This window comes from Burkholderia sp. HI2500 (genome assembly GCF_002223055.1).
GTDB lineage: Bacteria > Pseudomonadota > Gammaproteobacteria > Burkholderiales > Burkholderiaceae > Burkholderia.
Window position 1 is genome coordinate 354711 of the sequence record NZ_NKFL01000007.1, and the last position, 12125, is coordinate 366835.

8 protein-coding genes are annotated in these 12125 nt (G+C 63.4%); 7 read left to right on the top strand and 1 reads right to left on the bottom strand.

Annotated features, from left to right (window positions below; all coding sequences use genetic code 11):
- Window positions 1-92: 92 nt before the first annotated feature.
- From CFB45_RS33900 to CFB45_RS38755, 3 genes are all read left to right on the top strand, one after another.
- A complete protein-coding gene (locus tag CFB45_RS33900) occupies window positions 93-2339 on the top strand; it encodes a TonB-dependent siderophore receptor (protein WP_256978472.1) in 2247 nt (748 codons plus the stop codon).
- A gap of 150 nt (window positions 2340-2489) precedes the next feature.
- On the top strand, window positions 2490-3404 hold the full coding sequence (locus CFB45_RS33905) for an alpha/beta hydrolase family protein (protein ID WP_089429491.1): 915 nt from the start codon (window positions 2490-2492) through the stop codon (window positions 3402-3404).
- Between the two features lie 301 nt (window positions 3405-3705).
- On the top strand, window positions 3706-4926 hold the full coding sequence (locus CFB45_RS38755) for a DUF6602 domain-containing protein (protein WP_144025255.1): 1221 nt from the start codon (window positions 3706-3708) through the stop codon (window positions 4924-4926).
- Between the two features lie 329 nt (window positions 4927-5255).
- Here the strand turns inward: CFB45_RS38755 and CFB45_RS38760 are convergent, their stop codons facing one another.
- Window positions 5256-5489, bottom strand: a complete 234-nt coding sequence (locus tag CFB45_RS38760; protein WP_144025256.1) for a hypothetical protein — start codon at window positions 5487-5489, stop codon at window positions 5256-5258.
- 973 nt (window positions 5490-6462) lie between these two features.
- On the opposite strand from CFB45_RS38760, the gene CFB45_RS33910 reads away from it, so the two are divergent.
- From CFB45_RS33910 to CFB45_RS33925, 4 genes are all read left to right on the top strand, one after another.
- A complete protein-coding gene (locus tag CFB45_RS33910; protein WP_089429492.1) occupies window positions 6463-8253 on the top strand; it encodes an acyl-CoA dehydrogenase in 1791 nt (596 codons plus the stop codon).
- Window positions 8254-8334: 81 nt separating this feature from the next.
- Entirely contained in the window at window positions 8335-9963 is a 1629-nt protein-coding gene (locus tag CFB45_RS33915; protein WP_373558436.1) for an electron transfer flavoprotein-ubiquinone oxidoreductase, read from the top strand.
- 48 nt (window positions 9964-10011) lie between these two features.
- Window positions 10012-11205 carry a beta-ketothiolase BktB gene (gene bktB / locus CFB45_RS33920; protein WP_089429494.1) on the top strand — a complete coding sequence of 398 codons (1194 nt, stop codon included), beginning with the start codon at window positions 10012-10014 and terminating at the stop codon, window positions 11203-11205.
- 38 nt (window positions 11206-11243) lie between these two features.
- Window positions 11244-12098 (top strand): 3-hydroxybutyryl-CoA dehydrogenase, encoded by an 855-nt coding sequence (locus CFB45_RS33925; protein ID WP_089429495.1) that lies wholly within the window; start codon window positions 11244-11246, stop codon window positions 12096-12098.
- Window positions 12099-12125 lie beyond the last annotated feature (27 nt).

A 12125-nucleotide genomic window follows, 5' to 3' on the forward strand; every position in this document is an offset into this window, starting at 1 on the left:
GTCGAGGTCGCCGTTGCACGAGCGGCCCGTCTTCCGACTCGAGGGCGCGGCATATCCGCCGACGTCCGTCTCCGCTTTCCGGATAACCCGAGATGAATCGATCACACACCGGCCGCCGTGCGCGGCCAGGATTTCCGTTGCCGCGCGCGGCGTGGCGGCGCGTACCGGGCTGGGCGGCCGCACTGGCCTGTGCGACCGCGATGCCGGTTGTTGCTTCGGCGCAGGATGCGCGGGAGGCGGGCGAACCCGCGGCGGATGCCTCGTTGCTCGCGCCGATCGTCGTTGACGGGCGACGCGAGACAGGTGTCGGCCCCGTGCAAGGCATCGCGGCCGACGTGTCGCGCGCGGGCACCAAGACCGACACGGCGATCGTCGAGGTGCCGCAGGGCCTGTCGGTCGTCACGCGCGAACAGATGGACCGGCAGGACGTGCACAGCGTCGGCGACAGCCTGCGCTATACGCCGGGCGCCTACGCGGATTCACGCCCCGGCGGTGTGCTCGAGAGCGTGTTCCTGCGCGGCTTCGGCGGCTTCGCGGCGGCGGCGATCAATCCGCAGATGCTCGACGGCCTGCCGCTGCCGAAAGGCGTGAACTGGGCCGCGAGCGTCGTCGATCCGTGGACGCTCGAACGCATCGACGTGCTGCGCGGCCCGGCGTCGGTGCTGTACGGGCAGGCGAGCCCGGGCGGCATCGTCGACATGGTCAGCAAGCGGCCCACGCGCGATGCGCAGCACCTGCTCGCCGTGCAGACCGGCAACCGCGATCGCGGGCAGCTTGCATTCGACTTCAGCGGGCCCGTGACGAAAGATGGAACATGGCGCTACCGGATCGACGGCCTCGCGCGCCGCGCCGACGAGCAGATCGATTATTCTCGGCAGCAGCGGATCGTCGTCGCGCCGTCGCTGATGTGGCAGCCGAACGCCGATACGCGTTTCACGCTGCTGGGGTCGTTCCAGCGCGATCCGCACAACAACTTCGCGGGCTGGCTGCCGGCAGTCGGTACGCTTTGGCCGGATTCGGGACGGCGGATTCCGACGCACTTCTTTCCGGGGCTGCCGGGGTTCGATACGTACGACCGCACGCAGGCGATGATCGGCTATGCGTTCGAGCATCGTTTCAATTCGACGTGGAAGGTTCGGCAGAACGTGCGCTATACGCATCTCGATGTCGACTTCGCGGGCGCGGCGGTCAATTTCATCGCGCCGTATCTGGCGCCGGGCGTGCTGAACCGTTCGCTGTCGTGGTCGCGCGAGCACGTGAACCATCTCGCGCTCGACAACCAGGCCGAGATGCGCGTGATGACGGGGCCGGTCGAGCATACGGTGCTGGCCGGGCTGTCGTATGAGCATGCGGTGGCGAATCTCGTCGGCTCGGGCTTCGGTGCGGCGCCGCCGCTCGATACGCGGGCGCCCGATTACGGGCAGCCGTATGCGGTGCCGCCGGTCGCGCAGCAGACGCGCCAGACGCCTGACCGGATCGGCGTCTATCTGCAGGATCAGGTGCGTTGGGATCGGTGGGTGTTCACGCTCGGCGGGCGCGAGGAGTGGTCACGCACGACCACCGATGACATGCTGCGGTCCGCGAGCGTGCGGCAGAGTACGCGGGCGTTCACGGGGCGTGCTGGGGCGGTCTATCTGTTCGATAGCGGTTTTGCGCCGTACATGAGCTATTCGACTTCATTCGAGCCGGCGCTCGGCACGCGTTTCGATGGTCAGCCGTTCACGCCGACGAAGGCGAAGCAGTTCGAGGTCGGGTTGCGTTATCAGTCGCCGGACCGGCTGCAGAACGCGTCGATCGCGGCGTTCGATATTCGCCAGCGCAATGTCCTGACCGCCGATCCGGAGCATCCGTTCTTCAGCGTGCAGACGGGGGAAGTGCGATCGCGCGGGATCGAGCTGGAAGGGCGGGCGCGTGTGTGGAAGCAACTGGATGTAATTGCTGCGTACACCTATCTTGATACGACGGTGCAGGCCGATACGGATTCGACCGTGGTCGGCAAGCGCGTGGCGGCGGTGCCGCGCCATCTCGCGTCGCTTTGGCTGGACTATGCGGTTGAGCGGCCGGGGTTGCGCGGGTTGAGGGTCGGTGGTGGTGTGCGTTATGTGGGGCGCAGCGCGGGTGACAACGTCAATACGTTCGATGTGCCGGCTGTCGTGCTTTTTGATCTCGGGCTGTCGTATGACCTTGGAGTCGAACGGTCCGCGTGGAAGGGATGGCGCGTTGCGGCGCATGTGAACAACCTGTTCGACCGGACTTATGTGTCGTCGTGCTTTTCAGCGGGTGGGTGTTTCTATGGCACGCGGTTGATGGTGACGGGGGATGTTAGTTATCGGTGGTGATCGGACGGTGGGTGGGGGTGTTGCGATGCTGGTGCGGGCTGTGCACGTGCGACTGGCCCGGCCGTGCCGCCGCCCGGATACACTGACGCCTTCGCCGTAGGCATCGCGGCTGCGTAGGCCGTCGGCTGCGGATTCGTGGAGAGATCACCCATGAGCATCGTCGTTCGTCGAAACCGGATCGCCATCTGCTTGTGCCGGGTGCTCATCTCGGGCGCGTTGATCGCTTCCGTCGTCGGCTGTGCGGCGACGGCGGTCGACGACACGTCCATCGCGCCGGATCTGCATGAAACCATCGTCAAGGTCCCGGTCGATGAGGGGGCGAGCACGCGCGACATCGTCGCCACCACCTACATGCCGGATGGCCCCGGACCCTTTCCGTTGATCGTGCTGAGCCACGGCAGCCCGCCCGATCCGCGCGACCGGCCGAAGGTGCGCCGCTATCGCGCGTTGCCGCAGATCCGGACGTTCGTGAAGCTCGGCTTCGCGGTCATCGTGCCGATCCGCCGCGGGTACGGAGCGACGGGCGGGGTCGATGAAGAGGATGCGGGTTCGTGCCGGCATCCGGATTACCTTGCTGCGGGGCAGCAGGCCGCGCGCGATGTGCTCGCGGCCGTGCGGTATGCGCAGACGTTGCCGCAAGTGGATCGAAACCGCGTTGTATTGGTCGGGCAATCGGCGGGTGGTTTTGCGTCGCTGGCGGCGGCGAGCTACGCGCCGCAGGGGGTGGTTGCGGTGGTGAACTTTTCTGGTGGGCGTGGGGGGAACCCGACGACTCATCCCGGCATGCCGTGCGATCCGAAGCAGATGGCCGACACGATCGGGCATTTCGCGAGCACGACACAGGTGCCGGTGCTGTGGCATTACGTGCAGAACGACAAGTATTTCGCGCCGGAGGTGGTGGCGACGTGGTTTGCCGCGTTTCAGGGGGCGGGTGGGCGCGGGCAGATGATTGTTGAACCGCCGTTTGGCAAGAACGGGCACGGGATGTTTGCGGTTAAGGAGGCGATTCCGATTTGGTTGCCGCACTTTGAGGCGTTTGTGGGGCCGTTGGTGGCGGTGAAGTAGGGGGGCGGCCGCTGCCCGAAGCCGTCATTCGTGGACAGACTACGGCAGCGCTTCACGCTAGCCATCGTTTAGCATGCTCCAAAAAACATAATGTGATGGGTCATATTCACTAGCGATGGTCCTGTATATTATGGGCCGACAATTTTCCGATAACCAAAAAATTACCGAAGGGGTTCCTTTGACAGCAGAAATGCCATTACCGTCCCCTCACTCGTTCAACGAGTCTTGGTGCCGTATGGACGTGCCATGGAACAGTTTAGAGAGACTGACGTGTAATAGCTCAGACGGAAATCGCTTCGAAATGCTCAATCCCCAAGGTGTCGGCACCTTGGTCGAGGGAAAGCATCTGTTCCCTATCCTACACATAGGATCCGCTACGCCGAAGTGGGGCAAGCAAGCCAAGGTTGCCGTTCACATCAGAGATTTGGCGCGATCTATCATCGGTGCAAGGCAGGGAGCGGCAACCTCTTCGGAATTGATCGCAGCGCTACGCAATGATCCGCGGCTCTCGTCCTTGAACGAAGGATTGCTAGAGTCGCACTTGAAGGCAGCGGTCGCAGGTGGCGTTTTTCGGGTACACGTTGACGCGCGTAGCTCTGTCAAGCTCGAATTGACTCAGGACGGCCAGGAGCATGAGAGTGTGCGGAAGTTTGTAGCGAGCTTCGGCAGCGAACTGACCGCTCTCAGCAATCGCGTTGCTTCGATTGTTCAGCATGGTCCTAGTATAGGCACCTATCGAGAGGTTTTGCTTAAGGAACTACTGCGCAATCACCTACCTACTCGGTACGACATAGCGACCGGTTTCATCTTCGGATGTTCACGTCAGTTAGACGTGTTGATCTACGACCAGCAAGATTTTGCGCCGATATTTCGTCAAGGCTCGATGGTGGTGGTCCCGCTTGAATCAGTCCGCGCGGTGATAGAGGTGAAGTCGCGTTTGACGAAAAAGTCGCTTCGCGAATCACTGGATTTGCTAAATGATGTTCCAGACGCACACGTGTTTGGATCTGGGCCGCCGATGTTTAAAGGCATATTCGCATTCGCAAGTAGCATGAGCGATGAGCAGTTGCGCACCGAGGTTGCAGATTTCTATATTCCCACCGACGAAGCAGATCTTTTGGAATTCCACGAAATAGGAAATCCGTACTCGCATCTGACGTCACTATGCGTGCATGAATCAGCATACCTTTTCACTTCGTACCGGCGAAATAATGAAAAAAAAGTGCGACCAGTCGTACAGTCTGTTAAGAGTTTGACCGACCTCGCCCCGCAATCCGGCCTGTTCTGGACACGTCTGAGTGCCTATCTGCGCAAGGCTCCGATCACTGGGCTCAGTTTCGATGTCGAACGTATTCTCGGGGCGGACATTTATGTAAATGGCAATACACCCATTGCAACGGATGATTGGGGGCCGTACGGAATGCACAAAATCCTGTGTAGTGATGAGACCGAGACTAGTGTGCTCAAGGCCGAGCGGTTAGTTGAACGTGTCGAACACTGGTTGGCTGGCGAGGAATGGTAAAACTATCGGCATTTGTTCGTCTCCAAAGCGCTTGTCAGCCAGCGACAGCTCATGGCCTGAAGCCGACCCATGTCGAAGACCGCATCCGATGGTGGATTCAACCGGTCGATGATCGTCAATCGGCGCATGTTGGCTCCAGTTTGGAAAGCGGACCACCGTTGAAACGTTTGAAGGAACTGCGCTCAGTTCCTTTCCACCTGTTGGACTAGGTTGAACCGTTCGCGGCTTTCGGTGGGGGAGTGAGAGGCAATTTGTCACGTGCGTTGCCTCTCGCTATATCGGCATGTCCCGCAGTTATTGCGTCTTGCGCGGTGCTGAACCCGGCAACTCTATCGGCAAGGGGGTGGGTGCGTAAATGTTTCTCTTCCCTTGCCCGGCGGCGCGACAGGAGCTTTCGGCGCGATGTCAGGGTCGAGATATGGCTCGAAAGTGATCTCGATTTTGTTCGTTCGATCCGTCTCGTTCGAGTGTGACCCGGTGAGACCGAAGATCGTGTAACCAAAATTGATACCTTCGCCTACTGACGTGTCGATCTCCATGGCGTACGACAGGGTATTCTTCACCGCGTTGTTATCCTGCCTGAGGTAAACACACGGCTTGCGGGCCGACTCTTTAAGCATCGCTTCCCGTAAGCCAATCAATGCATCGGCGAGGGGGTATCCGTTGTAGGGTTGAGCGGCGTGATTCCTGTGTCGGCTGCGGGGTAAACACTGAGAACCAGCGTCTGAGTCCCCTTTCTGGTCAAACTTCCGGTTGCGCTGACGCTTAGCGTCGCTGGCAACGGCACGGGTAATGCGAGCTTGGGATCCACCTCAGTTTTCGAAGTGTGGACGACTGATAGCGTCACCTGCGCGCTGGTGACATGAAAGTTGACGTAACCACGGCATGCATTGTGCAGTGGAGCGTCATTTGCATGTTGTACTTCGTATTGCGCGTACATCCCGAGCTCGATTTTGACGCGGGATAAGACGTCTTCGAGATTGACTGTAGGCGGAGGTGGGGAAAAAACGCTACAGCCTGAAAGCAAAGCAGTGGGGAGGAGAAGGCCGTAACGCATGGCTGACTTCCTTCTGAAAGAGGAGGATGGCGGCAATGATTGCGAGACTTATGATGAGGAACCTATCCCGGCGGAAAGAACTGCCTAATTAGGGATTACGATAATCAACTTGCTGAGCTCTCGACCCAAGAGAGTGTCTCAAAGGTAGCGGACGTCCAAAAAGGACAGGTGACCGATACGCGTTGAGTTTCAGCCAGACGTCCCTGGCGATCCAGACGGCACGGGCGGGGCGGGCCGATCGCACGCCAAATTCCCGAAATAGCCAAACCCACCCTCGCCCAAACCCCCACCCATCCGGCCTTTCCCCGCCCAACCCCCAAATCCCGTGGCCGATTTTGTCACCACATGGGCCGGATATGACAATAAGAATCGCCCGGCCTAGGATTACGATGCCTCACGTCGTCGCCCGGGCCTGAGCCGGTTTTCCCGCGTCTCGCCCGATAGCGCCCCTCATAAAACGTCTGATTGGAACATCGACCATGAGCTATCACGCCCCCGTCAAGGACATGCTGTTCGTGCTGAAGGAACTGGCCGGCATCGACGCCGTTGCGCAGTTGCCGGGCTTCGAGGATGCCGGTTACGACACGGCGCAGGCCGTGCTCGACGAATCCGCGAAGTTCTGCGGCGAGGTGCTGGCCCCGCTGAACGTCGAAGGCGACCGCAACCCGAGCAGCTGGAAGGACGGCGTCGTGACCGCGACGCCGGGTTTCGGCGAAGCATTCCGCCAGTTCGTCGAAGGCGGCTGGCAGGGGCTGCAGCACCCGTCCGAATACGACGGCCAGGGGCTGCCGAAGCTGATCGCGACGCCGTGCATCGAGATGCTGAACGCATCGAACCTGTCGTTCGCGCTCTGTCCGCTGCTGACCGACGGCGCGATCGAAGCGCTGCTGACGGCCGGCACCGACGAGCAGAAGCAACGCTACGTGCCGAAGCTGATCTCGGGCGAATGGACCGGCACGATGAACCTGACCGAGCCGCAGGCCGGCTCCGACCTCGCACTGGTGCGCTCGCGCGCCGAGCCGCAGGGCGACGGCACGTACAAGGTGTTCGGCACGAAGATCTTCATCACGTGGGGCGAGCACGACATGGCGGACAACATCGTCCACCTGGTGCTGGCGCGCACGCCGAACGCGCCGGAAGGCGTGAAGGGCATCTCGCTGTTCATCGTGCCGAAGTTCATGGTCAACGACGACGGCTCGCTCGGCGCACGCAACGACGTGCACTGCGTGTCGATCGAGCACAAGCTCGGGATCAAGGCGAGCCCGACGGCGGTGCTGCAGTACGGCGACCACGGCGGCGCGATCGGCTACCTGGTCGGCGAGGAAAACCGCGGCCTCGAATACATGTTCATCATGATGAACGCGGCGCGCTTCGGCGTCGGGATGCAGGGGATCGGCGTGGCCGACCGCGCCTACCAGAAGGCCGCGGAATTCGCGAAGGAACGCGTGCAGAGCCGCCCGGTCGACGGTTCGGCCAAGCAGTCGGTGACGATCATCCATCACCCGGACGTGCGCCGCATGCTCGGCACGATGCGTGCGCTGACCGAAGGCGCGCGGGCGCTGGCCTACGTGGCCGCCGCGCACAGCGACATTGCCCACCGCCATTCGGACGAGGCGACGCGGGCCCGTCATCAGGCAATCTACGAGTATCTGGTGCCGGTGGTGAAGGGCTGGAGCACGGAGATGGTGAACGACGTGGCGAGCCTGGGCGTGCAGGTGCACGGCGGGATGGGCTTCATCGAGGAGACGGGCGCGGCGCAGTATTACCGCGATGCCCGTATCCTGGCGATCTACGAAGGCACGACGGCGATCCAGGCGAACGACCTGGTGGGCCGCAAGACGATGCGCGACGGCGGCGCGGTGGCGAAGGCGCTGATCGCGGAGATCGGCGACACGGTCGCGGCGCTGGGCAAGCTGGACGGCGCGGCGGCTGCGTCGGTGAAGGCGCAGCTGGAGAAGGGCGCGAAGGCGCTGTCGTCGGTGGTCGATTACGTGGTGGCGAACGCGAAGCAGGACCCGAACGCGGTGTTCGCGGGCAGCGTGCCGTACCTGAAGCTGGCGGGCGTGGTGCTGTGCGGGTGGCAGATGGGCCGCGCGCTGGTGGCGGCGCACGCGAACCGCGCGAGCGACCCGGCCTTCTTCGATGCGAAGATCGCGATCGCGCAATGCTATGCGGAGCACGTGCTGGTGCAGGCAGGCGCATTCGAAGCGTCGATCGTCGGCACGAAGGGCAACGAGGGCGTGCTCGCGTTGACGGAAGATCAGTTCTGACCGGCTGACGGTCGGGACACAGGAGGAGACAGGATTTTGACCACACAGGACTTGCTCGCGCAATACGGCCCGCGCGAATCGATGGAATACGACGTCGTGATCGTCGGCGGCGGCCCCGCCGGGCTGTCGGCGGCGATCCGGCTCAAGCAGCTGGCCGCCGAGAAAGGCACCGAGATCGGCGTGTGCGTGCTCGAGAAAGGTTCCGAGATCGGCGCGCACATCCTGTCGGGCGCGGTGATGGACCCGCGCGCGATCAACGAACTGTTCCCCGACTGGAAGGAACGCGGTGCACCGCTCGACGTCGAGGTGACGGAAGACCGCTTCCTGTTCCTGTCCGAGAAGAGCGCGGTCACCACGCCGAACTGGGCGCTGCCCGCCAACTTCCAGAATCACGGCAACTACGTGATTTCGCTGGGCAACGTCACGCGCTGGCTTGGGGCACAGGCCGAAGCGCTGGGCGTCGAGATCTTCCCGGGCTTCCCCGCTGCGGAGATTCTCTATAACGACGACGGCTCGGTCAAAGGCGTCGCGACCGGCAACATGGGCGTGGGCAAGGACGGCGAGCCGACCGAAAACTTCCAGCTCGGCATGGAGCTGCACGCGAAATACACGCTGTTCGCCGAAGGCTGCCGCGGCCATCTGGGCCGCCAGTTGATCTCGAAGTTCAAGCTCGACGCGAATGCGGATCCGCAGGCCTACGGGATCGGCATCAAGGAGCTGTGGGAGATCGACCCGGCCAAGCACAAGCCGGGCCTCGTGATCCACACGGCCGGCTGGCCGCTGAAGTCGGATACGTACGGCGGCTCGTTCCTGTATCACATGGACAACAACCAGGTCGTGGTCGGCTTCGTGGTGGGCCTCGGCTACACGAACCCGTACCTGTCGCCGTTCGAGGAATTCCAGCGCTACAAGACGCACCCGTCGATCCGCGCGTTCCTGGAAGGCGGCAAGCGCGTGTCGTACGGCGCGCGCGCGATCACGGCCGGCGGGCTGCTGTCGCTGCCGAAGACGGTGTTCCCGGGCGGCGCGCTGATCGGCGACGACGCGGGCTTCCTGAACGCGTCGCGGATCAAGGGCAGCCACGCGGCGATCAAGACCGGCATGCTGGCGGCCGACGCCGCGTTCGACGCGGTGCAGGCCGGCCGCCAGTCGGACGAGCTCAACGCATACCCGGACGCCTTCAAGCAATCGTGGCTGTACACGGAGCTGTACCGCGCGCGCAACTTCAAGCAGTGGATGGCCAAGGGGCTGTACCTCGGCACGCTGATGGTCGGGCTGGAGCAGAAGGTGATGGGCGGCAACGTACCGTGGACGCTGCACCACAAGCACGCGGACCACGAGATGCTGAAGCCGGCGTCGCAATGCCAGCCGATCGAGTATCCGAAGCCGGACGGCAAGCTGACGTTCGATCGCCTCTCGTCGGTGTTCATCTCGAACACGAACCACGAGGAGAACCAGCCGGCGCACCTGACGCTGAAGGATGCGAACGTGCCGGTGAACGTGAACCTGCGCACGTACGCGGGGCCGGAGGGGCGCTTCTGCCCGGCGGCCGTGTACGAGTTCGTGAAGAACGACGACGGCAGCGATCGCCTGGTGATCAACGCGCAGAACTGCGTGCACTGCAAGACCTGCGACATCAAGGACCCGACGCAGAACATCGTGTGGGTCACGCCGGAAGGCGGTGGCGGGCCGAATTACCCGAACATGTAACACAACGCATCCCCGCGCCTGCGGGCGCGAACGAACCGGAGTGAGACGATGAGCAATGCAGCGAAAGAAGTCGTGGTGGTGAGCGGTGTCCGTACCGCGATCGGTGATTTCGGCGGCAGCCTGAAGGATTTCTCGCCGACCGACCTCGGTGCGAAGGTGGTCGCCGAAGTGCTGTCGCGTGCGAACGTGTCGGGCGACGCAGTCGGGCATGTCGTGTTCGGCCACGTCGTGAACACCGAGCCGAAGGACATGTATCTCGCGCGCGTCGCTGCGATCAATGGCGGCGTGGCGCAGCACACGCCCGCGCTGACCGTGAACCGCCTGTGCGGTTCGGGCCTGCAGGCGATCGTGTCGGCCGCGCAGACGATCATGCTCGGCGACGCCGACATCGCGATCGGCGGCGGCTCGGAAAGCATGAGCCGCGCCCCGTACACCGTGCCGGCCGCGCGCTTCGGCCAGCGCATGGGTGACGGCAAGCTCGTCGACATGATGCTCGGCGCGCTGCACGACCCGTTCCAGACGATCCACATGGGCGTGACGGCCGAGAACGTCGCGGCGAAGTACGGCATCTCGCGCGACGCGCAGGATGCGCTGGCGCTCGAATCGCATCGTCGCGCGGCGCGCGCGATCGCGGAAGGGCGCTTCAAGGATCAGATCCTGCCGATCTCGATCCGCACGAAGAAGGGCGAAGTTGCGTTCGACACCGACGAGCACGTCCGCCTCGAAGCCAGCGCGGATGATTTCACGAAGCTGAAGCCGGTGTTCCAGAAGGAGAACGGCACCGTGACGGCCGGCAACGCGTCGGGCATCAACGATGCGGCCGCGGCCGTGCTGATGATGAGCGCGGACGCCGCGCGCGCGCAGGGCGTGAAGCCGCTCGCGCGCCTCGTCGCGTATGCGCACGCAGGCGTCGATCCGGCGTACATGGGCATCGGCCCGGTGCCGGCCACGCAGAAGGCGCTCGAACGCGCGGGCCTGAAGATCAGCGATCTCGACGTGATCGAGGCGAACGAGGCGTTCGCGGCCCAGGCATGCGCGGTCACGCAGGAGCTCGGCCTCGATCCGGCGAAGGTCAACCCGAACGGCTCGGGCATCTCGCTCGGCCACCCGATCGGTGCGACCGGCGCGCTGATCACGGTCAAGGCGCTGTACGAACTGAAGCGCATCGGCGGCCGTTACGCGCTCGTGACGATGTGTATCGGCGGCGGCCAGGGGATTGCTGCGATCTTCGAGAACATCTGATAATCGAACGCTCAGCACCGGAACACACAGGAAATTTCATGGCCATCGAAATCGTCGGCGTCGTGGGCGCCGGAACCATGGGCAACGGCATTGCGCAGACCGCCGCCGTTGCGGGTCTCAACGTCGTGATGATCGACGTCAGCGACGCGGCGCTCGAGAAGGGCATCGCGACGCTGAAGGGCAGCCTCGAGCGGCTCGTGTCGAAGGACAAGCTCGACGCCGCCACGCGCGATGCGGCGCTCGCGCGCATCACGACGTCGACCGACTACGCGAAGCTCGCAGCGGCCGATATCGTGATCGAAGCCGCGACCGAGAACGTCGAGCTGAAGGGCCGCATTCTGAAGCAGATCGAGGCCGTCGCGCGGCCTGAAGCGATCATCGCGACCAACACGTCGTCGATCTCGATCACCGCGCTCGCGGCGCCGCTCGCCGATCCGGCGCGCTTCGTCGGCATGCACTTCTTCAACCCGGTGCCGCTGATGCCGCTCGTCGAGATCATCCGCGGGCTGCAGACGAGCGACGCGACCGCGTCGGCGGTGCGCGAGCTGACCGAGCGTTTCGACAAGTCGCCGATCGGCGTGCGCAATTCGCCGGGCTTCGTCGTGAACCGGATTCTCGTGCCGATGATCAACGAGGCGTTCTTCGTGCTGGCGGAGGGCATCGCGTCGGCCGAGGAGATCGATGCGGGGATGAAGCTCGGCGCGAACCACCCGATCGGGCCGCTCGCGCTGGCCGACCTCGTCGGCCTCGACGTGTGCCTCGCGGTGATGGACGTGTTCGTGAAGGACTTCGGCGATCCGAAGTATCGTGCATGCCCGCTGCTGCGCGAGATGGTGACGGCCGGCAGGCTCGGGCGGAAGACCGGGCGTGGGGTGTACGACTACAGCAAGTAAGCAGAAGGCCGGAAAGTCTTCAACGCG

Excerpts from the sequence above, each read along its gene's own strand:
- CFB45_RS33915 (WP_373558436.1), top strand. The coding sequence starts at position 8,335 with ATGGAATACGACGTCGTGATCGTCGGCGGCGGCCCCGCCGGGCTGTCG.
- CFB45_RS38755 (WP_144025255.1), top strand. The coding sequence starts at position 3,706 with ATGCTCAATCCCCAAGGTGTCGGCACCTTGGTCGAGGGAAAGCATCTG.
- CFB45_RS33925 (WP_089429495.1), top strand. The coding sequence starts at position 11,244 with ATGGCCATCGAAATCGTCGGCGTCGTGGGCGCCGGAACCATGGGCAAC.
- bktB (WP_089429494.1), top strand. The coding sequence starts at position 10,012 with ATGAGCAATGCAGCGAAAGAAGTCGTGGTGGTGAGCGGTGTCCGTACC.
- CFB45_RS33905 (WP_089429491.1), top strand. The coding sequence starts at position 2,490 with ATGAGCATCGTCGTTCGTCGAAACCGGATCGCCATCTGCTTGTGCCGG.
- CFB45_RS33910 (WP_089429492.1), top strand. The coding sequence starts at position 6,463 with ATGAGCTATCACGCCCCCGTCAAGGACATGCTGTTCGTGCTGAAGGAA.
- CFB45_RS33900 (WP_256978472.1), top strand. The coding sequence starts at position 93 with ATGAATCGATCACACACCGGCCGCCGTGCGCGGCCAGGATTTCCGTTG.